Origin of the sequence: Pseudomonas sp. RL_5y_Pfl2_73, assembly GCF_963970515.1 — a bacterium.
Classification (GTDB): domain Bacteria; phylum Pseudomonadota; class Gammaproteobacteria; order Pseudomonadales; family Pseudomonadaceae; genus Aquipseudomonas.
The window spans coordinates 16,343-40,235 of record NZ_CAXAPD010000025.1 but is presented as its reverse complement, the minus strand read 5'-3'; the positions used below and the strand labels follow the sequence as shown (position 1 = coordinate 40,235).

Below are 23,893 nucleotides of genomic sequence, written 5' to 3'. Positions count from 1 at the left end.
GGAACGGCCGGCATTATGGTCGCCCGCCCCGTCGGACTACAACTCGATGCGCTCGACCTTCCCGACCAGCAGGATGTAGGACAGCGCCCCAGCCAATGCCAGAACAGCGATATAGGTGATGGCCGGGGCAAATGAATCGCCGCTGGCGAGAAAGCCAATGACGATCGGCGTGGCGATGGCCGCCAGGTTGCCGATGAGGTTGAACACCCCGCCCGTCAGCCCGAGCAACCGTGCCGGCGCCAAGGTGGAGACCAGCGACCAGGTGATCGACGCCAGGCCATTGCCGAAGAACGCCAAAGCCAGGAAACCGATCACCAGCGGCGTCGACTCAACAAAGTTGGCGCCGATGATCGAGGTCGAGATCAGCAACCCACCAATGATCGGCAGCTTGCGCGCAAACCCCACGGTGGCACCGCGCCGAATCAGCCAGTCGGAGAAAAAACCGGCGCACAGCACGCCGACAAACGCCGCGAGAAACGGCAACGACGCCAGCAGGCCGGACTTGATGAAGTCCATGCCGCGATATTTCACCAGGTAAGTCGGAAACCACGTCAGGAAAAACCACAGCGTGGAGTTGAGGCAAAACTGTCCCAGGTAAATGCCCCACAATTTGCGTTGGGTCAGGACAATCCCCAAATCAGTCCAGCTGAATTTCGCCTTGGCCTTGGCGGTATCGGCCTGGATATCCACCAACCCGCCGCCTTCGCGGATCAGTTCGATTTCGGCGGCATTGGCGCCTTTGAAATCCCGCGGCTCGCGATACACCGCGTACCAGATTGCCGCCCAGAGAATGCCCACCGCGCCCGTGGCGACAAACACCATGTGCCAACCGAAGGTGTGTTGCAGCCAGGCCAACACCGGGGTCAGGAAGGCCAGCCCAACAAACTGCCCGGAGGTGTAGAAACCGATGGCCGTGGCCCGCTCGCGCTCAGGAAACCAGGTGGTGACCACGCGGCTGTTGATCGGATAAGCCGGCGCTTCCAGGGCACCGACCGCCATGCGCAGCACGAACAGCGCGATGAAACTTGCGGCGAAACCCAGCATCACCGTGGCCAGCGACCATAACAGCAACGCCACGCTATACAGAATGCGCGGCGGCACTCGATCCACCAGCCAGCCACCGGGGATCTGCATGGCGGCGTAGGTCCAGCCGAACGCCGAGAAAATCAGCCCGACATGAATCGGATCGATGCCCAGGTCGCGGGTCAATGCGGGAGCGGCAATCGAGAGGTTGCTGCGGTCCAGGTAATTGATCACTACGGTGATGAACAGCAGGACCATGATGAAAAAACGCTTACGGCTGGGCGTCACCAACGACGCCTGCGCGCTCAGGGTGTGCGCTTGCATGTGAGGTGCCTCTTTTTATATTTGTCGAATACGGCAAGGATTGAGCAAGCCTTGCTCCCACAAGATTCCTCGGTTCCCGCGCAGTACTCAGGCGCAAATCACCACTCGGCAAAACTGCCATCGGCATGACGCCAGATCGGGTTGCGCCAGCGGTGACCGATGGCCGCGCGCTCAATGACGTATTCCTCGTTGATCTCAATGCCCAGGCCCGGGCCGTTGGGGATTTTCACGAAGCCCTTGTCGTAGTCGAACACCTGCGGATCCTTGATGTAATCCAGCAGGTCGTTGCTCTCGTTGTAGTGGATACCCAGGCTCTGCTCCTGGATGAACGCGTTGTAGCAGACCGCATCCAGTTGTAAGCACGCCGCCAAGGCGATGGGGCCCAGCGGGCAGTGCAGCGCCAGGGCCACGTCGTAGGCCTCGGCCATGTTGGCGATCTTGCGGGTTTCGGTGATACCGCCGGCGTGGGACGCATCCGGCTGGATGATGTCCACGTAGCCTTCGCTGAGTACACGCTTGAAGTCCCAGCGCGAGAACAACCGCTCGCCCAGGGCAATCGGGGTGCTGGTCAGCGGCGCCAATTCTTTGAGGGCTTCGTAGTTTTCGCTGAGCACCGGCTCTTCGATGAACATCAGCTTGTAGGGATCGAGTTCCTTCATCAGCACCTTGGCCATCGGCTTGTGCACCCGGCCGTGGAAGTCCACGCCAATGCCGACGTTCGGCCCTACCGCATCCCGCACCGCCGCCACGTTGGCCAGGGCCAGGTCGACTTTTTCATAAGTGTCGAGAAACTGCAGCTCCTCGGTGCCGTTCATCTTCACAGCGGTGAAGCCCCGCGCCACGGCTTCTTTCGCCGCGCGAGCGGTGTCCGCCGGTCGGTCGCCGCCGATCCACGAATACACACGGATCTTGTCGCGCACCTGGCCGCCCAGCAGGTCGCTGACCGACACACCCAAGGCCTTGCCCTTGATGTCCCACAACGCTTGGTCAATGCCGGCCAGGGCGCTCATGTGAATGGCCCCACCGCGGTAGAAGCCGCCGCGATACAGCACCGTCCAGATGTCTTCGATGTTGCGTGGGTCTTTGCCAATCAGGTAGTCAGACAATTCCTCGACAGCCGCCGCCACCGTGTGGGCACGGCCTTCGACCACGGGCTCGCCCCAACCGGTCACGCCCTCATCCGTCTCGATCTTGAGAAAGCACCAGCGCGGCGGAACGATAAACGTAGTCAGCTTGGTGATTTTCATCGTGTTGTCTCTCTTATCAGATGCAGCGCACGGGGCGCTGGAAAAGTCTTCAGTTCAAGGCGCTCCATGCGGCCACGTAGGCCTTGGCGCGCACTGCCACTTCGTCCGCTGTCAGGCCCGGCTTGAACAGCCCGGAACCGAGACCAAAACCCTTGACACCGGCTTCGACGAACACCGCCATGTTGTCTGGCGTAATCCCGCCCACCGGCACCAGCACGGTCCCGGCCGGCAGCACCGCGAGCCAGGCCTTGACCACCGCCGGGCCCATTTGCTCGGCGGGAAACATCTTCAGTACATGGGCGCCTTCGGCCAGTGCGGCGAAGGCTTCGGTGGGCGTGGCGACGCCTGGCGACAAATACAAACCCGCCGCTTTTGCGGCACGCAACACCTTCGGATCGCTGTGGGGCATGACGATCACTTGGCCACCGACGGCTTTCACTTGCTCGACCTGTTCCGGCATGAGCACGGTGCCGGCACCGATCAGGCAATCGGCGGGCAAGGTACTGCGCAGGATGCGGATGCTTTCGTACGGCTCGGGGGAATTGAGCGGCACTTCGATCACGCGAAATCCGGCGCTGTACAGGACTTCGCCGATGGCCGCCGCCTCTTCGGGACGCAGACCACGCAGGATCGCGATCAGCCCGTTGTGCGCCAGTGCTTGTGTGAGCATGTCAGACCTCCAATCAGGTTCAAGGGGCGGTGGAACCGAGCAACCCGGCCGCCACGGCCAGTTGCCACAAACCGCGTTCAGTGGCCTGTTCGGCCAAGACCACCCGGGCGAAGCCGCAAGCGTCGAGGGCCCGTTGATAACGGACACAGAGTTGGGAGTTGCCGATCAGCACCACCGTCGGCAGATGGAGGCTGTCGCGTCGTCGACGCTGCACCTCGGCCAGCGCCGTCAACTCATGGCCGATCAATAGGCCCGAGAGGTAATCCGCCTGGGCGCTGGCGGCCAGCTCGCCGGTCAAGCCCAGGCTGCGGGCGCTGAACACCGTGGACAACGGACCGATCTGGCCGTCCACCGACAACGCCACCTGCACGCCACGATCAAAGGCCACGCCATCGAAGGTCGTACTCCGTTGCTGGGTACGGCCGAGAATGCTGTGGTCACTGAGCACGGCGAAAATCTCGCCGGTCATGAAGGTGTCGAAATGCACGATGCAGCCATCGGCCACTTCCACCCATTTCGAATGACTGCCGGGCAGGCCGATCAGCACCGCTTCATCCGGCAAGCTGTGCAAGGCGCCGAGCACCTGGGTTTCTTCACCGCGCATGACATTGGGCAAGCGTGAACGCTGAATCACCCCCGGCACGATGTGCACATCGACACCGCGAAGGCTGCGAACGGCTTGTAGGGAATGTCCGAGATTGGCGACGTTGGCGGGTGTGTCGCAGTACGGCGCTTCACGCCAGCCCTGAGCACTGCCGACCATGCCGCAGGCAATCACAGGCAGGCCAGGCTGCGCATCGAGCCAGTCGCCACAGGCCTCGTCGAAGGCCAGTTCAAAACCGTCGATGCACACCCGTCCGGCCACGCTTCGCGGCCCGGACGGCAACTGCATGATTCCCGATGACAGCGAGCGCTGTTCGAGCACCTCGCCCCCGGCGGCGAGTTTGTAAGCCCGTAATGAGGTGGTCCCCCAATCGAGCGCAATCAATTGCGCCTGCATCCGTTTCACCTGTTTTGATTGTTGGCAGTGAGTGAGACGGACTATAAACCTTGGCGCGAAAAAAATCTCAATATATAAATATCAATCCCATATATAGGGAAAACATGAGTCAACCCAAAAGCCAATCGCCATCCGTCCAAGACCCTGCTACGTTTCTCACCGGACGCCAAACAACTCAGGGAAAAAGTGATGGGACAACTGCTGAAAATCCTCGGCCGCACTTCCTCGATCAACGTCAGAAAAGTGTTGTGGACCTGCCAGGAACTGGACATCGCCTACGAGCGCGAAGATTGGGGCATCGGCTTTGCCTCGACCCATGACCCGGCGTTCCTGGCCTTGAATCCCAACGCCCAGGTACCGGTGATCATCGATGAAAACGGCGTGTTCTGGGAGTCGAACACTATTTGCCGCTACTTGGTGGGCAAGCATGGGCCCAGCGATCTGCTGCCCGTCGAACCTGCCGCACGGGCGCGCGTCGAACAATGGATGGACTGGCAAGCCACAGAGCTCAACCCGTCATGGGGCGATGCGTTCTACGGACTGGTGCGCAAACACCCGGATTTCCAGGACCCACAGCTCATCGCCAAAGGCGTCAAAGGCTGGAACGAGAAGATGGGTTTGCTGGAGCAGCAATTGAACCGCACCGGCGCCTACGTGGCCGGTACGGCATTTTCCCTCGCGGACGTGCTCATTGGCCTGTCCGCCCACCGCTGGCGCCAGACGCCCATGGAACGCCCGGACTATCCAGCGGTGACCGCCTATTGCAAGCGGCTCGAACAGCGCCCGGGATTTGCCGAGTATGCATCCAGCGCCTACTCGTGAATTTCAATTGCCGTTAGCGAAATCCCGTAGCACCTTGCCGTCCATTCGGTAGCGCACCCACTCTTCCTGGGGTTGCGCGCCGAGGGATTTGTAGAACTCGATGGCCGGCGTGTTCCAGTCCAGCACGCTCCATTCGAAGCGTCCGCAATCGTTGTCACAGGCAACTTTAGCCAGATGGCGCAGCAACGTCTTGCCCGCCCCACCACCGCGCTGTTCAGGCGTGATGTACAGGTCTTCGAGGTACAGGCAGTTGCTGCCCAGCCAGGTGGAATAACTGAAGAAAAACACCGCGTAACCAATCGGCACGCCGTCACGCAGGCAGATCAGCCCATGGGCGGTTGCGCCCTCGCTGAACAGGCTGCGCTCGATGTCCGCCACACTGGCGATGACTTCGTGGCGGGCCTTTTCGTAATCAGCCAGCTCGGTGATGAAGGCAAGGATTTGAAGCGCATCGCTGGGTTGCGCGGGACGGATCTCGATCGACATGAACAGGCCTTGTAGCCAATTGAAAGCGCCATACTAAGCCGCCACGGGGCGCTCGTCACATATGAAAATGAACATCATCCACGAACCCTCGAAGTACTGACATACAAAGGATCTGTCATGACCGCTGCCGCCTTTGCACCTTTTCAAACCGTCGCGGCCCAATTGCTGCCTCATGCATTGGAGCCATCGGAGGATGGCGCTCACGATCTGTCACACCTGCAACGGGTCTGGCACAACGTACGCTTGCTTCATCGCCAGGAAGGCGGTGATCTGCTTATCCTGCTGGCGGCAACGTTGCTGCATGACTGTGTGGCGGTGGAAAAAAACTCACCGCTGCGCGCCGAGGCCTCTCGCCTGGCAGCGAAAAAGGCATCGACGCTGTTGTCGACACTGAACTGGTCAAACGAAAAAATCAGCGCCATTGCCCATGCCATCGAGGCTCACAGTTTTTCGGCCAATGTCGCAGCGATCACACTCGAAGCCAGAATTCTCCAGGACGCCGACCGCCTCGACTCATTGGGCCTGCTCGGTGTAGCCCGCACATTTTATGTGGCCGGACGCATGGGCAGCGCGCTCTATGACCCTCAGGATCCGCAGGCCAAGTCCCGGGATTACGATGACCGACGCTTCTGCCTTGATCATTTCCAGACCAAATTGTTGCACCTGGCCGACGGTTTCCAGACCGCCACCGGGCAACACATGGCGCTGATCCGTCACGAAAAACTGAAAAGCTTCATGGAGCAATTCATGGAAGAAGCCGGACTCGACGGCTAGACCATTCGTCGCACCCGAGGCACCAACCCAAATCCAGCGAGGCCCAAGATCGGGAAAGCATTCTAAAAAATGGAGGCGACACCCATGACCACTTCAAGGCTGACCGCATTCACCTTCGCCGCGCTGCTGTCCTCGATGGCCTTCGCAGCTTCCACCTCCGGCACCGGGCCTACCGATCCCGTGCAAGCGCCCAACTCCCCCGCCACGCAAGGCCTGCCCAAGTTGGACAACGACGGTACTGGCGACGGCCTGAACAATGGCCAGCCACCCGCCACTGGCACCGATCCGCGCGTGCAGGGTAATGACACGGGGCGCCAAGGCGGCATGAATACACCGGACTCGACTGCACCTGATAATGCCGAGACTGGAGTGGGCTCGAAAACCACGACCGGTGGTTCGGGCTCCGAAGGGGGCGCCGCCAGCCAATAGCCTCTGCTCAGGCATTTGAGGAGGAACATCCCATGACTCGTGGAAGCAAAGACAAATACACCGCCGAACAAAAACGCAAGGCCGCACACATTGAAAAAAGTTACGAGAAAAAAGGTGTGTCCGAAAACGAAGCCGAGGCACGCGCCTGGGCGACCGTGAACAAGCAGTCCGGTGGTGGCGAACGCTCCGGTGGTTCAGGCAAGGAAAAACCGGCAAGGGCCAAGAAAACCGACCGCAAGGAATCGGCCCGCCGCGCTGCCAAGACCCGCGAAGGCCAGCCGCGCACCAGCAAAACCTCCCGTGCGACCCAGGCCGTGGACAGCTTGATGACGGAAGCCCGGGCGAAAAACATTCCCGGGCGCTCGAAGATGCGTAAGCAGGAATTGATAGAGGCGTTGCGCAAGGCGGGGTGAGCGTCGGTGTCTGTATCTGGAGGAACGCCTTCGCGAGCAAGCCCGCTCCCACACATTGGACCTGCGCTGTGCCGGGGTGCTGCGCCCTGGCACAAAACCTGTGGGAGCGAGCCTGCTCGCGAAAGCGGCCGGCCCGGTTGCTGCAAGGTTCAGCGTTGCTTCAAGCGGTCGATCACCACCGCCAGCAGCAGGATCGAGCCGCGGATGACGTATTGGTAGAAGGTGTCGATGTTCTTCAGGTTCATCGCGTTTTCGATGATCGCCAAAATCAGCACGCCTGCAATGACGTGACGGATCATGCCGATGCCACCGCTCAACGACACCCCACCCAGCACGCAAGCCGAGATCACGGTCAGTTCGAAGCCTTGGCCGATCATCGGCTGGCCCGAGGTCATGCGCGACGCCAGGATCACCCCGGCCAAGGCGCCGATCAAGCCATGCACGGCAAAGATGATAATCTTGGTGCGATCAACGTTCACCCCCGCCAACAACGCCGCTTCCTGGTTGCCACCAATGGCCATGGTGTTGCGCCCATAGGTGGTGTAATTCAGCAGCCAGCCGAAAAACAGGAAGCAGGCGATGGTGATCAGGATCGGCACCGGCACGCCGAACAATTGGCCGTTGCCAAACACGAAGAACGATTCCTGCGACACACCCACTGCTTTGCCGCTGGCGAAGATGTAGGCCAGGCCACGGACGATCTGCATGGTCGCCAGGGTAGTGATCAACGCATTGACTCGCAGTTTGGCGATGACGATGCCGTTGACCAGACCGACGATCAAGCCCATCACCAGCGCCGCGCTGACGCCGAGGAACACGCTGTTGGTGTCGCGCATCACCACCGCCGCGACCACGCCGGCACAGGCAATCACCGAACCGACCGACAAATCAAAGTGCCCGGACGCCAGGCAATACAACATGGTGCAGGCCGCGATGCCGGTGGTGGAAATCGCCAGGCCCAGCCCGCGCATGTTCAGCGGCGACAGGAAGTTGTCGATCATCAGGGTGCAGAGCACGAAGATGCCGACGGCCGCCAGCAGCATGACCCAGTCATCCAGGAAGCGGCGCAGGTCCAGGGGTTTGCGTGCCGTTGGCAGTGCATTGTTTTGAATGGTCATGATTTACCTCTCAGTTCGCCGCGTCGGCAACGCGTTGGCGCGGCAGCGCCAGTTGCAGCAGGTTGGATTCGTTGGCCTGGTCACGCGGCAGCTCGCCGCGCATGGCCCCTTCGCAGAGCACCAGGATTCGGTCGGAAATGCCCATCACCTCCATCAGGTCGCTGGACACCACAATCACCGCGATGCCCTCGGCCGCCAGGTTGTGGATAATCTGGTAGATCTCCGCCTTGGCGCCGATGTCGATGCCGCGAGTGGGCTCGTCCAGCAACAGGACTTTCATCGGCATCGACAGCCAGCGACCAAGAATAGCCTTCTGCTGATTGCCGCCGGACAGGTACATGATTTTCTGGCTGGCCGCCGGCGTCTTCACTTTCAGCGATTTGATCTGCTTGTCGGCGTTGCCCCGTTCCCAGTCGCCACGCAACAGGCAGCCAAGCGCGGAATGAGCCGGGCGCGCACTGATGTTGATGTTCTCACCCACGCTGCCCAACGGGATGATGCCTTCCTTCTTGCGATCTTCCGGGCACAGCAGCACGCCAGCGGCGATGGCATCCCTTGGTGAACGCAGTTTCAGTTCCTTGCCATGCAGCACGAGACTTCCCTCGCGCTGGCGCTCCAAGCCACTGAGCAAGCGCAGCAGCTCGGTACGACCGGCACCGACCAGCCCGAACAAGCCGAGGATCTCGCCCTTGTGCACCTGGAAACTCACCGATTCGCGCAAGCCCGGCCCCAGCAGGTTCCTCACTTGCAGCGCCACATCGCCGCGCTCTCGAGGACGGTAGTCATAGATGTCCTGGATGTCGCGACCGACCATGCACGTGACGAGTTGATCATGGGTCAGCTCGCTCATGTTTTCGAAGGTCCGTACATAACGACCGTCCTTGAACACCGTCACCGCATTACAGATACGGAATACTTCTTCCATGCGATGGCTGACGTACAGCACCACTTTGCCCTCGTCTCGCAAGCGGGCAATGATCGCCATCAAACGGTCGATTTCCCGGGCCGACAGGCTACTGGTGGGTTCGTCGAAGGCAATGACATGGGCGCCACGAGACAAGGCCTTGGCGATTTCCACCAATTGACGCTGGCCGAGGGACAGGCGACCGACTTTTTCCTGCGGGTCGATTTCGTCGGCCAGGCCTTTGAGCAGCGTCAGTGCCTGCTGGCGCAGTACGCCACGATTGACCAGGCCGAAACGCGCCGGTAAATGGCCGAGAAACAGGTTTTCCGCGACGGTCATTTCCGGCACCAGATGCAGCTCCTGGTGAATCACCGCCACACCACTGGCGATGCTGTCAGCGGTGCCTTTGAACGCCATCGTCTGTTCGCCGATCTGCAAGTCGCCACTGCTCGGGATGTAGGCGCCCCCGAGGATCTTCAGCAACGTGGACTTGCCCGCGCCGTTCTCGCCCATCAAGGCATGCACCTGCCCCGGATGCGCGACAAAACTGATATTGGCCAGCGCCTGCACGCCGGGAAAGGATTTGCCGATCCCGTTGAACCGCAAGCTGGCGCCGATGTTGTGTTGCCGTGTCGCTGTTTGCGCTTGCATAACCACCTCGAACTTACAGAGATCAAGCGACCCCGCCACTCATGTGACCAGGGGCCGCTTCTGAATCAACCGACCGTCAGTTCCACAGGCCGATCTTTTCCAGCTCCTGCTTGAAGTTCTCCCGGGTGATCAGCGTTACCTCGTCCATGGCGGTGTACTTCGGCGGTTCCTTGTCGGTGGTGATCCACTCGTACATCATTTCAGCGGTCTTGTAGCCTTCGATGTGCGGACTTGGCAGCATCGAACCGAAGAAGCCGCTGTTAGGCTTTTTCAGTTCACCGATGGCGTCGGTGCCGTTGATGCCGATGCCAATAACATTGGCCGCCTTGAACCCGGCCGCTTCCGTGGCGCGCACGCCGCCCAGCACGGTGTTGTCGTTCATGCCGCCGATGATCAGGTTTTTCGCGGCGCTTGGCAGTTTAACCAAGGCCGAGTTGGTGGAGTCCATGCTGCCGGGTACGTCGAGGGTCTTCAGGGCGGCGAAGAGGATGTGGTCTTTTGGGATGCCGGCCTCCTCAAGGGACTTGACCGAACCGTCAGTGCGCTTCTTGCCAGTGTCCAGTTCGTTGTAGGTGTTGATGACCGCGTAGGTATCCTTCCAATCCCAGTTGCGCTTTTTCGCTTCAGCCACCATCGCGTCGCCCTGCTTCTGGCCCACCTCGAATGCCGCCATGCCCAGGTACGGCACGTCTTCCATGAACTTGCCGCTGGCGTCGACGAAACGGTCGTCCACAGCAATCACCTTGAGATTGTTGAGCTTGGCCTTGGCCACGATGGCCGGGCCAAGGGATACGTCCGGCGGGCAGATCACGAAGCCCTTGGCACCGTTGGCGGCCAGGCTGTCGATGGCCGAGAGGGTCTTCTCGCCATCAGGCACGGCGATCTTGATCAACTCAAAGCCTTTGTCCTTGCTCGCCTTCTCGGCGAACGCCCATTCGGTCTGGAACCAAGGTTCCTCGGCCTGCTTGACCAGGAAACCGATTTTTACGGGATCAGCCGCCAGCAAGTTGCTGCTAAGGCTGACCGCGGTAACCGCCAGGGCGGCGCGACACAGGGAACGGATCCCACGACGATGATTCATAGTTGACTCCTTGTTTTTTTTATTGAAAGCCAAACGTCCAGGGCTCTGCTCCACCGTCGGTGAAAATGCGCAGGCTGGGCGGTTACATCAAGTGGCTACACAGCATAGGCCTGAATAGTCATATCGTATGATGATTGGATTGCAGGCGAAGTTTCCGACTGCAATCCAGGAATATTCAGTCGTGGTACATGACCGAACGTCCTCCATCGATGGTGATGCATGAGGCATTGATAAACGGAGCTTCGTCACTGGCCAGGAACACAGCCGTCATTGCCACTTCGATCGGTTGCCCGACGCGCCGTGGCGGGTGCAAATCCAGCGCACGCTGGCGTTCGGCATGGGGGTCGGCAAAACCGTTCCAGTAGTCGACGTTCAGCTGGGTTTCGATATAACCCGGTGCGATGGCGTTGACGCGTAACCCTTTGGGTGCGTATTCGATGCCCAGGGCGCGAGTCAGACCGAGCAGGCCATGCTTGGCCACCGGGTAAGGAAAACAGCCGGGAATGATGTGGGACGAATGGACGGAGGCAATGTTGATGATGCTGCCCACGCCCTGCTCGATCATCTGTGGCAACACTGCCTTGCAACCGTACCAGGCGCCATCCAGGTCGATGGCGAAGCAACGGCGCCAGTCTTCTTCGGACATTTGCAGCGGGTCACGGAAGACATTGACGCCGGCGCAGTTGACCAACACATCGATACGGCCATGCAGCTCAACGGCGCGACGGGCCATGGCCTGCAAGTCCTGCGGCTTCGACACATCGGCCTGCAGCGCTTGCACATCGGCCCCGTGCTCACGCCAGTGGGCGGCCACCGCCTCGACCTTTTGCGCCTGGATGTCACTGATCACCAGCCGAGCCTGTTGCGACGCGAACGCCGCGACGATGGCCTCGCCAATGCCTTGGGCGGCACCGGTCAACAGCACGACCTTGTTTTTCAGGCGCTCGCCCTTCGGTGGCTCCGGCACGGGTGGCAAAACCAAGGGCTCAGCCATGGTTAAAACCTCCTGCGCACGGGCACGACAAAAACCGGGCATCCACGGATGACCGGCGCAAAGGCGCTTGAAAGAACAGTGGCCGGCATACGCCGCCGGGGCGTAAGGGGAAAGATCGCTGCATCACTTCACCTGTTTTGTTTTTTTAGTGTGAGTGTGTATTGCCGATGGAGCCGACTATAAACCCGACCGCCAAATAATCTCAATATATATATTTAGATCCCATATTTTGGGATATTACTTGCAAACCTTGTACACGCCACGCCAGGCACATCGACACGCATCGACAGCACAGCACCGTCCAGCGGATGACCCAATGGGCTCGCCGCACTGGTGATGTACAACGTCTTGAGGTCTTCGCCGCCGAACACACAACTGGTCGGGCGGCTGACGGGCAGTTCGATCACCCGATCAACCTCCCCGTCCGGGTTCAGCCGCAACAGGCAACTGCCGTCCCAGCGGGCATTCCAGATGTAGCCTCGGGCATCCATCGCCGAACCATCCGGGCCACCACGCGGGTGCGGGCCGAACCAGACTTCGGCAGGCGCTAGGGTGCCATCAGGGTAGATAAAGTGCCGATACAACGTGCCATCCAGGCTCTCACCGAAATACACCGTGGTGCCATCGGGGCTCCAGAGCAAGGTGTTCGGAATACCCAGCCCGCGCAACAAGGGCGTGACCCGGCCATCACCCGCGACGCGAAACAGCCCGCCGGAACGCCGCTTGATCGGCAAATCCTCGCCTTCGTCACCGATATTGTTCTGCATGGTGCCGAGCCAGAGTTGACCCAGGGCGTCGCAACGGGCCTCATTGGCGCGATTGCCAGGCTGGGGATCGGCCATGCACAGCAGCGTCAGGCGCGGCTCCAGGCCCGGAGAATCGAGATCGAGGCGGTAGACCCCACTGCTCAGGGTCACCAAGGCGTCGCCACTCTGGGTCGCAATGAAAGCGGACACATGCTCGGGCATCTGCCAGATCTGTACGTTGGCGCCGATCAGGCGCAGTGCCTGCTTGCCGACGATATCGACCCAATACAACGCCTGGGTCAGCTCGTCCCAGAAAGGTCCCTCGCCCAACTTTGCCCGGTGCTCCGTCACAGCCATCCACTTCATTGAAACCTCCCGTTCCCGGCTTGCCCGGCAGCGTCTGTTCGACCGGCCATGACATTGGGGTAAAAACGTTTGATGGCCAGGTCAGCGTTATCGATCAGGGTCATACAGGCCCAGACGCCACGCGCCGCGTCACGGGCGCCGATGGCGTCGGCGATGTCCTTGTGGATGGGCAAGGTGCGGCGCAGCTCATCCGGGTCGGCCGCCGATACTTCGAACGACACCGCCAGCAGCGCACCAAGGGCCGGGACCATTTGCTCGATGAACTGATTATGGCTGGCAGCGAGGATGCACTCATGGAAAAACTGGTCGGCGCGGTTGTAATCAGCACCGCTGTCCACCGCCCGTTCCAGCGCATGGTAGGCCAGGCGGATCGCCTGCACCTGATCGGCCGTGGCCCGCTCACAGGCCCAGCGCACCGCCATCGGCTCGATGGTGCGACGCAGGTCCAGCAAGTCATCGACAAAGTTTTCCGGCAGGCCGCTGCGTGACAGCCAGCCAACCACTTGGGGGTCGAACAGATTCCAGCGCCGCACCGGCAACACCCGCGTGCCGACTTTCGGCCCGACTTCCAGCATGCCTTTGGCTACCAGAGTCTTGATCGCCTCGCGAATCACCGTGCGACTGACGCCCAGTTGCTCGCCCAAGTCCGCCTCGACCTTGATGGTTTGCCCAGGCTTGACCTGGCCGGCGGCTATCCAGCCCCCCAGCCAATCGACGGTCGATGCATGAAAACTGCTGGACATGAAAACCCCGCGGGTCACTTTTATTGGAGGCCCACGCTAATCATCATATGATTGGGTGTCAATTTGAATTTTGCCTACCACTGTGGGAGCGAGCCTGCTCGCGATAGCGGTGGGTCAGTTGAGAAGAGGTTGGATGTGCCGGCGCCTTCGCGAGCAAGCCCGCTCCCACAGGGGTTATGGTTCCAGGCCGATGGGAAAAAATTCGCCGCCGCTCCACACGCCCAACCAGCGCTGCCCATCGATCTCGCGGCTGACCGCCAGCTCCACCAGTTGGTAGAACACGTTTCGATGGATCAGCGCTTCGAGATTGCTGCGCACATGCACGTAGGGCGCGGGCTCCTGGCTCTGGGGATCGATCACCACCCGCAGCGGATGCTCGGCACCGGCCTCGGTGGTTTCCTCGACATTGGTGGTGAAGCGCAATAACTGCCCTTCCCCCTGCCCTTCGACCTCAAGGGTCACGGCCACGAATGGCGCGTCATCAACCTTGATACCGACTTTTTCCACAGGGGTAATCAGAAAGTAATCATCGCCGTCGCGGCGGATGATGGTGGAGAACAGCTTGACCATCGGCTTTCGTCCGATGGGCGTACCCAGGTAGTACCAGGTGCCGTCCCGGGCGATGCGCATGTCGATGTGGCCGCAGAAGTCGGGATTCCACAAGTGGACCGGCGGCAGGCCTTTGGTCTTGGGGATCTGCCCCAGCAAATCATTGGCTTTTTGCGGTCCGCTCATGGTGACTCCTGATTATTTATTCGTCGCTCATCCCCAGCAGGCTGCGGGCATATTCACGCAAAGGCGTGGCGATGAGGTCCTGGGGCTGCTTGTCGTGCCACGTCAGTAAACCGCCGCGACTCTTGATACGTGCAGTATCAATCAAATACTGGGTGCTGGTCTCGATCAACATGATTTGAATGACGCTGGTATCGATACCCAAGCGATCCAAGGCTTCTTCATCCTGCCATTCGTCAGTGTTGCCGATGCGGTTGTCGGCCTTGGCGAAGCGGGTGTACAGCAAATAATGGGCCCCGGCGGAACGGGCTTCGCCCATGGCCTGATCGAGCCCTTCGGGGGTGCGGGCGCGACGGACCATGGGGAAATACTCGATGAAGCCATTGAAGGCTTCCTCGGCCACGACGTTGGGACGCGGATAGGCACTGCCTGGCGGAGCGAAAGCGCCCTGGGCGATGTAGATGAAGGAGTCGGGCTGAATACGCAGGTTGTTCACACGACGGCTGTCACTATGGTCCAGCAGGCCGGCGTCGCTCATGTGGTAACGAACACCTTCTCCCATGTCGCTGACATTCATGCAGCCACCAAGCGCCAAAACGGCCAGCAGCAAAACCAGGCTACGCATCCTACCCTCCAAAAACCGGTGTCGGAAAACCGGCGAATGGTCGTGGGATGCAGCTTTTGCGCCAGCTTGCAGGATGAGCGTGCGCGATAACCCGTAGGAGCTGCCGAAGGCTGCGATCTTTTGATCTTGATCTACTGGGCGTTCACTCACGACTCAATGGTTTGGGTAAAGATCGCAGCCTCGTTGCACTCGGCAGCTCCTACAGCAGAGGGCACTTGGTCGAGTCGGTCAACCGCCGATGATTTTCATGATGGTTGCGCCGCCGGAGAATGCCACTTCCTGCTTGTCCCCCAGCGCCTTGACCAACAAGCGCTGAAGCGCCGGCAATGCCTGGTGGCGCGGCTTGTCCAACAGGTCGCCGACGAAGTGACGGTTACTCGAAGACAGGCAGCCGTGCAGCCAGCCCGTGGAAGACAACCGCAGGCGCGAACAGGTACGGCAAAAAGGCACGCTTTCGTTGGCGATCACGCCAAAGTGCCCCTGCCCCGGTATCTCATAGCGCACCGCCGTAGCATCCACCGGCGCATCGGCTTGCAGATATTCGTACTGATCGCCGATCAGGCTGAGCAGTTGCTGGAGGCTGACGAACTGCTGCAGGAAGGCGTTGGAGTCGCTGGCCAGGTGTCCCATGCGCATCAACTCGATGAAACGTAACTCATAGCCACGTTCCAGGCAGTACTCGAGCAAAGGCATCACCTGGTCCAGGTTCTGCCCGCGCAACGGCACCATGTTGACCTTGATCTTCATCCCGGCGGCCCGGGCCTGTTCCATGCCGTCGAGCACGGTCGCCAGGTCGCCGCCACGGGCGATACTGCGAAACGCGGCGGGGTCCAGGGTGTCGAGGGAAACGTTGATGCGACGGATACCGGCATCTACCAGCAAGGGTAGTTTTTTCGCCAGCAACTGGCCATTGGTGGTCAGGCTGATGTCCTCCAGGCCCATCTGCCCCACCGCCATCATGAAACGCTCGAGCTTGGGGCTGACCAACGGTTCGCCGCCCGTGATACGCAGCCGCTCGATGCCGGCGGCTTCGATCAAATAGGCTACGCCACGCGCCATGGCCTCGGCCGACAGTTCATCCTGCGCAGCCACCAACCGCTTGCCGTCAGGCACGCAGTAGGTACAGGCGTAATTGCAGGCGGAGGTCAGGCTGATCCGCAGATTACGGAAACGCCTGCCTTGACGATCAACGATCATGGATCACTCCGGCACGAGAAAAATCGGACTTGCGAAAACTGACCTAGAAATCAAGATTTCGCAAGACCCAAGCCTGAGTATATTCCTGGGGCACTGCGCCATGTAAGCGGACATGGCGCAATAAGGCATCTGGATGTCAGTTGTTCGGGACGTCGGTATCGCGTTTGCGCTTGTTGCCCATGCGCACGCCAATGTCCATCAGGAACTGGAAGAAACCTTCCTGGTCTTCCAGCACGTTGCTCCAGAACGGCGAGTGATACAGCGCCACCGCGCCGTGCACCAGCGCCCAGGCAGCGCAGTAATGGAAATAAGGCGGCACGTCTTCGAGCTTGCCTTCGCTGATCCGGCCCTTGATCAGCAGGGTCAGGCGTTCGAAGTTCGAAGCACGGATCTTGTGCAACTCCTCGACCATCTCCGGCACCTGGTTGCCCTTCACCACCTTCTCTTCCAAGCGATCGAACAAGCGGTAGCGCTGCGGATCGCGCATGCGGAACTCGAAGTAGGCCCGGGACAGCGCCTCCTTGTCCTTGTCCACATCGGCCGAATGCAGCAGCTCGTTCAAATCACGCTCGTAGTCGAGCATCAGGCGCAGGTAGATCTCTGCCTTGGATTTGAAATGTTTGTAAATCGTGCCTTTGCCGATACCCACGGCATCCGCAATCATCTCGACGGTGACACTGTCTTCACCCTGGTCGAGGAACAACTTGAGCGCGATGTCGAGAATTTCCTGCTCGCGGCGGCGAAACTCACGGACCTTACGGGGTTCTTTGTGCATAAGAAAAAGGTCTGAAGGGTCAAAATTCGAAGCCGGGTATTATGCCTAACTTACGCAAAAATGCACGGATCATCCGTTCCCGGCCACTGTTCTTCACAAAACCGTACACACCCGGCTCGCCGTTTCTCACGCCAATGTGCCGCACCTGCAAGCTTTGGCGACAGTGAGAACTTATCCGAAGCAGGCGTATTCCAAATTTGTTTAAAAACCGCCCCGACCAGACTGGACGGGTTGGCATACTGATCAATACTTGAACTGTCGGCGCGACATCTCCCCCAAGTGACGCGACGATAAAGGTACCAACGGACCGCGTGCCTTTGTTTTACTCCTAATGGTCTTAACCCGGATTCACCCCCCAGAACCCGGGTTTTTTTTGCATGGAATTCAGGCTTGCACCGAACGCACGTGAGCCAGTGGAAACAATTGCTTAAAATTTTCCGTCGTCTGCTCGGCCAATCGCTCGTAGGACTCACCGCGCAGCATCGCCAGAAACTCTGCCACTTCCCGTACGTATTGCGGAAGGTTCGGCTTGCCACGATAGGGAATGGGCGCCAGGTAAGGCGAGTCGGTCTCCACCAACAACCGATCAGCCGGCACTTTGCTGGCAACGTCGCGCAATGCATCAGCATTGCGGAACGTGACAATCCCGGACAAGGAAATGTAATAACCCATGTCCAGGGCGGCCTTGGCCATGTCCCAGTCTTCGGTGAAGCAATGCAGCACCCCCGCCTGGGGCAGCGCGGCGTCACGCAGCAAGGCCAGGGTGTCGGCCCGGGCGCCACGAGTGTGGATGATCACCGGCTTGCCGGTTTTCCGGGCGGCCTCCAGGTGCAGCCGGAACGACGCCTGCTGCACGTCGGCGGCTTCCGGTTCGTAGTGATAGTCCAAGCCGGTTTCGCCGATGGCGACGACCCGTGGATGGTCCAGCTCACGCAGCAGCCAATCGAGCGCAGGCGCAGCGTCGGGTTGGACATCCAGCGGGTGGACACCGACCGAGCAATCGACATCGGCATAACGTTCGGCCAGAGCCTTGACGTCGGCGGCGTTGTCGACGCTGACGCCGATGCACAAGAAATGACCAACGCCCCGTTCACGGGCCGCGTCCAGCGCAGCATCCAGGGAACCGCCATGGGCAGCGAGGTCGAGACGGTCAAGGTGACAATGGGAATCTACAAGCATAAAAGGCCGGGCTACATCGTATGAGTGGAACGGTCGGACTGCAGGGAGCCGGCCAAGTGGGTTTCGATCTGATTGCGGGCTGAGTTGTCGCCGTCGCTGAATTGCACACCCACGCCGGCGGCCCGGTTGCCCTGGGCGCCTTTGGGCGTCATCCAGATCACCTTGCCGGCGACTGGAATCTTTTCCGCTTCATCCATCAGGCTCAAGAGCATGAACACTTCATCGCCCAAGCGATAATTCTTGTTGGTGGGAATGAATAGGCCGCCATTCTTGATGAAGGGCATGTAGGCGGCGTAAAGCACCGACTTGTCCTTGATAGTCAGGGACAGGATGCCGTTGCGGGGTCCGGGACTGACAGGTTCGTTCATACTGATCTCCGCTGCGATTGAGCTGAGTCTAGTCAGTTTCGACCAGGCAAACTCGCCCACTGCACCAACAGCGCCTCGAGCAACAACACCCGATTGAGGTTCGCTTTGCCCAGCACCTTCTGACGTTGGGCAAGAATCCAGTCCTGAATGTTCAAGATTTTATCCTGGCTGCTTTTTTGCGCCAGGTACTGGACCACCTTACGCATGTCCGCCAACCCCAGGCCGGCCTCGTCCTCGGTCAATTGGTAACGCAGGATCAGGCTCGACCAGTCGCAGAACCAGTCAAACAGCAAGAGCAACGGGATCGGGTTCCAACCCTCGGCCAGTTGCGTGGGGGATTGCTGCTGCTTGAGCAGTTTCTTGACCCCGTCCACCACCAAGGCCCGCTGCTCCCGCACGCCCTGGGCCTGCAGGCTGACAGCCGCCAGGGGCGAGCCGGCCGCCAGGGTCAGCAACTCGACACGCTCTTCATCGCTGCTGTCAGGTAAGGCCTGGGCCAGCCACTGCAGGCTCATCGCCTCGCTCGGCAGTGGGCAGGCCTGTTGCACGCAGCGACTCTTGATGGTCGGCAGCAAGCGACTGGGCTGGTGGCTGACCAGCAGCAGCACGGTATCGCCGGAAGGCTCTTCCAGACTTTTGAGCAAGGCGTTGGCGGCATTGATGTTCATCGACTCGACCGGCTCGATCAGCACCACCTTGCGCCCGCCCATCTGTGATGTCTGGACCACGAAGCTGACCAGGTCCCGAACCTGATCGACCTTGATCGCCTTGTCCGCCTCTTCCGGTTCCAGCACGTAATTGTCGGGATGGCTGCCCGCCTTGAGCAGCAGACAGGACTTGCACTCGCCGCAGGCATTCGAGACACCCGGACGCTGGCACAGCAGGCTGGCCATCAGGCGCTCGGCCAGTGCCCGCTTGCCGATGCCGGCCGGGCCATGCAACAGATAGGCATGGGCATGCTGGGCACGACCGGCCAGTTGCTGCCAGAGACCGTCCTGCCAGGGATAGGCTTCAGCCACGGACACGCTCCAGTAAACGCGGCAGCAAACCGTCCAGGGACTGTTGGACCTGGGTCAGCGGTTGCGCGGCATCGATCAGCAGGTAACGTGCCGGATCGGCCTTGGCGCGACTCAGGAAGGCACTGCGCACGGCGTTGAAGAAAGCCTGGCCCTCAAGCTCGAAACGATCGAGCCGACCACGGGCACTGGCGCGGGCCAGGCCGATTTCCACCGGCAGGTCGAACACCAGGGTCAAGTCTGGCCGCAGGTCACCCTGGACGAATGTTTCCAACGCGGCGATGCGCTCCACGGACAAGCCTCGGCCGCCACCCTGATAGGCATAGGTCGAATCGGTAAAGCGATCGCAGAGCACCACCGCGCCACGGGCCAGCGCCGGGCGAATCACCTCGGCCAGATGCTGTGCCCTGGCTGCGAACACCAGCAACAGCTCGGTGTCGGGGTTCATGACCTCGTCAATGGGCGCCAGCAGTACCTCGCGAATTCGCTCGGCCAGCGGTGTACCGCCCGGTTCGCGGGTCAACACCACCTCGATGCCGGCGGCCCGCAGGCGTTCGGCCAGGTATTCGCGGTTAGTGCTCTTGCCAGCACCCTCCGGGCCTTCCAGCGTTATAAACAAGCCAGTCACAGGCGATCCTTTATCAACGTTCATTGCGAGCTTGGCAGCTCGCTGGCATTCGGCTCGGGAGCAGATTGCTCGGGCGGCACCTGCTCGTCCGGCGTTGCCGGGGCCGGACTGGAGCGGTAATCGGCACGGCGCTTGAGTTGGAATTCGCGCACCGCGTGGTTGTGCGACTCCAAGTCATCGGAAAACACGTGGCTGCCATCACCGCGCGCGACGAAATAAAGGCTATTGCCCGACGCCGGGTTCAATGCCGCATGAATCGCTTCGCGTCCCACCATCGCAATCGGCGTCGGCGGCAAGCCCGGGATCAGGTAGGTGTTGTAGGGGTTTTCTTCTTTCAAATGGGCGCGGGTGAGTTTGCCGGTGTAGCGCTCGCCCAGACCATAGATCACCGTGGGATCGGTCTGCAGCAGCATGCCCAGGCGCATGCGCCGCACAAAGACGCCGGCAATCTGCGCCCGCTCCTGGGGCACACCGGTTTCCTTCTCCACCAACGACGCCATGATCAGCGCCTGATACGGCTGGGTGTAAGGCACCTCGGCGGCACGCTGTGCCCACTCCTTGGCGAGCACGTCTTCCAAGCGGTCGTAGGCTTTTTTCAGCAGGTCGACATCCGAGGTGCCGCGCACGAAGCGATAGGTGTCCGGGAAGAACCGGCCTTCGGGAAATATCCCGGAGTAACCAAGACGGTCCATGACCTGACTATCGCTCAGGCCAGTGAGGGTCTGCTGGAGTTTTTCATCCTTGGTCAGCGCGGCGCGCACCTGACGGAAATTCCAGCCCTCTACCAGCGTCACGCTGTACTGCACCACTTCTCCGCGTTTCCAGACGCCGATCAGGCCTTCCATGGTCATGCCCGGCACCATCCGATACTCACCGGAATGCAGTGGCTGACCGGCGAGATTCAAACGCCAATAGATCCGTAGCCAGAAGGCGTCCTTGATCAGGCCATCGGCTTCGAGGCGCTTGAAGGTTCCGGTCGGGGTGGTCCCGTTGGGCACGTCCAGCAATTCTTCCTGGGTGATGTTCAGCGGTTGTTGCAGCGCCGAATGAATCTTCCAGGCCGAAGCCCCCAACAACAGCCCTGCCAGAACCAGTCCAGTCTCCAGCAGCAGCAAAAATTTACGTCTCACGAATCAAACATCCAATAGCGCACGGGCAGGGGTTTGCAGTTTACGGGTGAGCGGGCCAACCGACCAGCGCGCAGAACCGCATCCACGTACCGGCCACACGCCATAAACGCTGTTGCAGACGAAGACTTCATCAGCCTGGTGCAACTGTTCGAGACTGATGTCCGTGATTTGCGTGGCGATGCCTTGGGACTTGGCTTGAAACAATAACTCTGCACGCATCACGCCGGCCACGCCGCAACGGCTCAGGTCCGCCGTGAACAACACGCCATCGCGCACCAGGAACAGGTTGCTGAACACACCTTCGATCACCCGCCCGGACGTATCCAGCATCAGGCCTTCGGCGTACTGCCCATCGCTCCACTCGGCACGAGCCAGCACTTGTTCCAGACGATTGAGGTGCTTGAGGCCGGCGAGCAAGGGCTGCTCGGACAACCGCACGCGGCAGGGAAACAGAAGAACGCCTTGTTCGGCATAGGCGTCGGGATAAGCAGCTGGTGGGTTCCCTTGCAGGATGCGTCGGGCCGGGGTCGAGGGATCTGCGGCATAACCGCGCAGACTGTCGCCACGGGTCACGATCAGCTTCAACACGCCGGCGCCCAGGCTCCGGGCATAGGCATTCAGCTCGCTGCTCAACGCGATCATGTCGACGTTGAGCGCCAACCGCCGGCAACCGGCTTCCAGGCGTTGCAGATGACGGTCCAGCAACACTGGCCCGCCATCGTGCACGGCGAGAGTCTCGAACAACCCATCGCCGTAAGCCAGGCCACGATCTTTCAGCGACAGGACGTCGGCCGGCAGACCGTCGACCCAGCTTTCCATCAACCGGCGAACCGGCGGAACACTAGCGAACCGTTGGTCCCGCCAAAGCCGAAGGAGTTGGACAGCACCACATCGATGTCCATGCTGCGGGCAGTGTGCGGCACGAAGTCCAAGTCGCAGCCTTCGTCCGGCTCATCGAGGTTGATGGTCGGCGGCGCTGTCTGGCTGTTGATCGCCAGGACACTGAAGATCGCTTCCACCGCCCCTGCCGCACCCAGCAGGTGACCGGTCATGGACTTGGTGGAACTGACCGCCAACTTGTACGCGTGCTCGCCGAACACGGTCTTGATTGCCTGGGCCTCGGCCAAGTCACCGGTCGGGGTCGAAGTTCCGTGGGCGTTGATGTACTGCACCTGCTCGCCGTTGAGTTTCGCATCACGCAAGGCGTTGGCGATGCAACGGGCAGCACCGGCGCCATCGGCCGGTGGCGACGTCATGTGGTACGCATCGCCACTGGTGCCAAAGCCGATCAGCTCGGCATAGATGGTCGCGCCACGCGCCTTGGCGTGCTCCAGTTCCTCGAGCACCAGCGCACCGGCACCGTCGGACAACACGAAGCCATCGCGGCCCTTGTCCCACGGCCGACTCGCGCGGGCGGGCTCGTCGTTGCGGGTCGACAGCGCACGGGAAGCGCCAAAGCCACCCATGCCCAGACCACAAGCCGCCATCTCGGCGCCACCGGCAATCATCACGTCAGCTTCGTCGTACATGATGTTGCGCGCGGCCATGCCGATGCAGTGGGTACCGGTGGTGCACGCCGTGGCAATCGCGTAGTTGGGGCCCTGGGCACCTAGGTGGATGGACAGGAAACCGGAAATCATGTTGATGATCGAGCCCGGCACAAAGAACGGAGAAATCCGTCGTGGCCCCGATTCGTGCAGCGTACGGCTGGTTTCTTCTATATTGGTCAAGCCGCCAATACCCGACCCCATGGCCACGCCGATGCGTTCACGGTTGGCGTCGGTGACCTCCAACCCGGCGTTGCGCACGGCCTGGAAACCGGCTGCCAGGCCGTATTGAATGAACAGGTCAAGCTTGCGAGCTTCCTTGACCGACAGGTATTCCTCGACATTGAAGCCCTTTACCGAGCCGCCAAAACGGGTGGAATAGGCAGAAAGGTCGGTGTGTTCGATCAGACCAATGCCACTGCGGCCAGCCAGAATGCCCTGCCAACTGCTTGGCACATCCGTGCCCAGTGGCGACAACATACCCATACCGGTGACTACGACGCGTCTACGCGACACAGCACTCTCCTTTTTCTAATGACGACGTTGTATCAGGCCTAAAGAAAAAACCGCACGCCGTGATGGCAGTGCGGTTTTTCCATGACAGCTAGCGACGACTAAAAACGATTACCCCTGGTGGCTGGTAACGTAGTCGATAGCAGCTTGTACAGTAGTGATCTTTTCAGCTTCTTCGTCAGGAATCTCGGTCTCGAATTCCTCTTCCAGAGCCATCACCAGCTCAACAGTGTCAAGGGAGTCGGCACCCAGGTCTTCAACGAAGGAAGCGCTGTTCACAACTTCTTCTTCTTTAACGCCCAGTTGCTCGGCAACGATTTTCTTGACGCGCTCTTCGATGGTGCTCATACCTTGTTTTCACTCCTAATGGACAAATTCAGGCAGCTGGCCGG

At 60.4% G+C, this 23,893-nt stretch carries 27 protein-coding genes; 4 read left to right on the top strand and 23 right to left on the bottom strand.

Annotated features, from left to right (window positions below):
• Positions 1–36: 36 nt before the first annotated feature.
• From AACY42_RS21805 to AACY42_RS21790, 4 genes are all read right to left on the bottom strand, one after another.
• Entirely contained in the window at positions 37–1,347 is a 1,311-nt protein-coding gene (locus AACY42_RS21805; protein WP_339482225.1) for an MFS transporter, read from the bottom strand.
• A 98-nt stretch (positions 1,348–1,445) separates the two neighbouring features.
• The gene (gene dgoD / locus AACY42_RS21800; RefSeq protein ID WP_339482224.1) at positions 1,446–2,594 is read right to left on the bottom strand and encodes a galactonate dehydratase; all 1,149 of its coding nucleotides are present in this window, start codon (positions 2,592–2,594) and stop codon (positions 1,446–1,448) included.
• Positions 2,595–2,643: 49 nt separating this feature from the next.
• Positions 2,644–3,264, bottom strand: a complete 621-nt coding sequence (locus tag AACY42_RS21795; protein WP_339482223.1) for a 2-dehydro-3-deoxy-6-phosphogalactonate aldolase — start codon at positions 3,262–3,264, stop codon at positions 2,644–2,646.
• 19 nt (positions 3,265–3,283) lie between these two features.
• On the bottom strand, positions 3,284–4,264 hold the full coding sequence (locus AACY42_RS21790) for a 2-dehydro-3-deoxygalactonokinase (RefSeq protein WP_339482222.1): 981 nt from the start codon (positions 4,262–4,264) through the stop codon (positions 3,284–3,286).
• Between the two features lie 189 nt (positions 4,265–4,453).
• Between AACY42_RS21790 and AACY42_RS21785 the strand changes: the two genes are divergently transcribed.
• On the top strand, positions 4,454–5,086 hold the full coding sequence (locus tag AACY42_RS21785; RefSeq protein WP_339482221.1) for a glutathione S-transferase family protein: 633 nt from the start codon (positions 4,454–4,456) through the stop codon (positions 5,084–5,086).
• A 3-nt stretch (positions 5,087–5,089) separates the two neighbouring features.
• On the opposite strand, the gene AACY42_RS21780 is transcribed toward AACY42_RS21785, so the two are convergent.
• Entirely contained in the window at positions 5,090–5,572 is a 483-nt protein-coding gene (locus AACY42_RS21780) for a GNAT family N-acetyltransferase (RefSeq protein WP_339482220.1), read from the bottom strand.
• 117 nt (positions 5,573–5,689) lie between these two features.
• On the opposite strand from AACY42_RS21780, the gene AACY42_RS21775 reads away from it, so the two are divergent.
• The 3 genes from AACY42_RS21775 to AACY42_RS21765 all read left to right on the top strand — a co-directional run bounded on the left by AACY42_RS21775 (position 5,690) and on the right by AACY42_RS21765 (position 7,188).
• A complete protein-coding gene (locus AACY42_RS21775; protein WP_339482219.1) occupies positions 5,690–6,346 on the top strand; it encodes an HD domain-containing protein in 657 nt (218 codons plus the stop codon).
• A gap of 84 nt (positions 6,347–6,430) precedes the next feature.
• A complete protein-coding gene (locus AACY42_RS21770) occupies positions 6,431–6,775 on the top strand; it encodes a hypothetical protein (protein WP_339482218.1) in 345 nt (114 codons plus the stop codon).
• A 32-nt stretch (positions 6,776–6,807) separates the two neighbouring features.
• Complete coding sequence (locus AACY42_RS21765; protein WP_339482217.1) at positions 6,808–7,188, top strand: Rho termination factor N-terminal domain-containing protein; 381 nt, start codon at positions 6,808–6,810, stop codon at positions 7,186–7,188.
• Positions 7,189–7,337: 149 nt separating this feature from the next.
• Here AACY42_RS21765 and araH read toward each other — a convergent pair whose 3' ends face one another.
• From araH to acpP, 18 genes are all read right to left on the bottom strand, one after another.
• Complete coding sequence (araH, locus tag AACY42_RS21760; RefSeq protein ID WP_339482216.1) at positions 7,338–8,306, bottom strand: L-arabinose ABC transporter permease AraH; 969 nt, start codon at positions 8,304–8,306, stop codon at positions 7,338–7,340.
• A gap of 10 nt (positions 8,307–8,316) precedes the next feature.
• A complete protein-coding gene (gene araG / locus AACY42_RS21755; RefSeq protein ID WP_339482215.1) occupies positions 8,317–9,861 on the bottom strand; it encodes an L-arabinose ABC transporter ATP-binding protein AraG in 1,545 nt (514 codons plus the stop codon).
• Between the two features lie 76 nt (positions 9,862–9,937).
• The gene (locus tag AACY42_RS21750) at positions 9,938–10,942 is read right to left on the bottom strand and encodes a substrate-binding domain-containing protein (RefSeq protein WP_339482214.1); all 1,005 of its coding nucleotides are present in this window, start codon (positions 10,940–10,942) and stop codon (positions 9,938–9,940) included.
• A 175-nt stretch (positions 10,943–11,117) separates the two neighbouring features.
• Positions 11,118–11,936 carry an SDR family oxidoreductase gene (locus AACY42_RS21745; protein WP_339482213.1) on the bottom strand — a complete coding sequence of 273 codons (819 nt, stop codon included), beginning with the start codon at positions 11,934–11,936 and terminating at the stop codon, positions 11,118–11,120.
• 215 nt (positions 11,937–12,151) lie between these two features.
• On the bottom strand, positions 12,152–13,048 hold the full coding sequence (locus AACY42_RS21740; protein WP_339482211.1) for an SMP-30/gluconolactonase/LRE family protein: 897 nt from the start codon (positions 13,046–13,048) through the stop codon (positions 12,152–12,154).
• Positions 13,045–13,791, bottom strand: coding sequence for a FadR/GntR family transcriptional regulator (locus AACY42_RS21735; RefSeq protein WP_339482210.1), 747 nt, complete (start codon positions 13,789–13,791; stop codon positions 13,045–13,047). Before AACY42_RS21735 ends, AACY42_RS21740 begins: the two co-directional genes overlap by 4 nt.
• Before the next feature lie 174 nt (positions 13,792–13,965).
• Positions 13,966–14,526 (bottom strand): DUF1285 domain-containing protein, encoded by a 561-nt coding sequence (locus tag AACY42_RS21730; protein WP_339482208.1) that lies wholly within the window; start codon positions 14,524–14,526, stop codon positions 13,966–13,968.
• Positions 14,527–14,542: 16 nt separating this feature from the next.
• Positions 14,543–15,148, bottom strand: a complete 606-nt coding sequence (locus tag AACY42_RS21725) for a DUF4823 domain-containing protein (RefSeq protein ID WP_339482206.1) — start codon at positions 15,146–15,148, stop codon at positions 14,543–14,545.
• Positions 15,149–15,376: 228 nt separating this feature from the next.
• Positions 15,377–16,345, bottom strand: coding sequence for a GTP 3',8-cyclase MoaA (locus AACY42_RS21720; protein ID WP_339482205.1), 969 nt, complete (start codon positions 16,343–16,345; stop codon positions 15,377–15,379).
• Positions 16,346–16,481: 136 nt separating this feature from the next.
• The gene (locus tag AACY42_RS21715; RefSeq protein ID WP_339482204.1) at positions 16,482–17,120 is read right to left on the bottom strand and encodes a TetR/AcrR family transcriptional regulator; all 639 of its coding nucleotides are present in this window, start codon (positions 17,118–17,120) and stop codon (positions 16,482–16,484) included.
• Between the two features lie 384 nt (positions 17,121–17,504).
• Complete coding sequence (locus AACY42_RS21710) at positions 17,505–18,299, bottom strand: TatD family hydrolase (RefSeq protein ID WP_339482203.1); 795 nt, start codon at positions 18,297–18,299, stop codon at positions 17,505–17,507.
• 11 nt (positions 18,300–18,310) lie between these two features.
• Complete coding sequence (locus AACY42_RS21705; protein ID WP_339482202.1) at positions 18,311–18,667, bottom strand: PilZ domain-containing protein; 357 nt, start codon at positions 18,665–18,667, stop codon at positions 18,311–18,313.
• Positions 18,668–18,699: 32 nt separating this feature from the next.
• Positions 18,700–19,686: a DNA polymerase III subunit delta' gene (locus AACY42_RS21700; RefSeq protein ID WP_339482200.1), complete on the bottom strand. Its 987-nt coding sequence runs from the start codon at positions 19,684–19,686 to the stop codon at positions 18,700–18,702.
• Positions 19,679–20,311 carry a dTMP kinase gene (tmk, locus tag AACY42_RS21695; protein ID WP_339482199.1) on the bottom strand — a complete coding sequence of 211 codons (633 nt, stop codon included), beginning with the start codon at positions 20,309–20,311 and terminating at the stop codon, positions 19,679–19,681. Before tmk ends, AACY42_RS21700 begins: the two co-directional genes overlap by 8 nt.
• Positions 20,312–20,331: 20 nt before the next feature.
• On the bottom strand, positions 20,332–21,441 hold the full coding sequence (gene mltG / locus AACY42_RS21690) for an endolytic transglycosylase MltG (protein WP_339482198.1): 1,110 nt from the start codon (positions 21,439–21,441) through the stop codon (positions 20,332–20,334).
• A gap of 3 nt (positions 21,442–21,444) precedes the next feature.
• Positions 21,445–22,260 (bottom strand): aminodeoxychorismate lyase, encoded by an 816-nt coding sequence (gene pabC, locus AACY42_RS21685; protein WP_339482197.1) that lies wholly within the window; start codon positions 22,258–22,260, stop codon positions 21,445–21,447.
• A complete protein-coding gene (gene fabF, locus AACY42_RS21680) occupies positions 22,260–23,504 on the bottom strand; it encodes a beta-ketoacyl-ACP synthase II (protein WP_339482196.1) in 1,245 nt (414 codons plus the stop codon). The genes pabC and fabF overlap by 1 nt, the downstream gene beginning before the upstream one ends.
• A 108-nt stretch (positions 23,505–23,612) precedes the next feature.
• Entirely contained in the window at positions 23,613–23,849 is a 237-nt protein-coding gene (gene acpP / locus AACY42_RS21675; RefSeq protein WP_339482194.1) for an acyl carrier protein, read from the bottom strand.
• Positions 23,850–23,893: the final 44 nt, after the last annotated feature.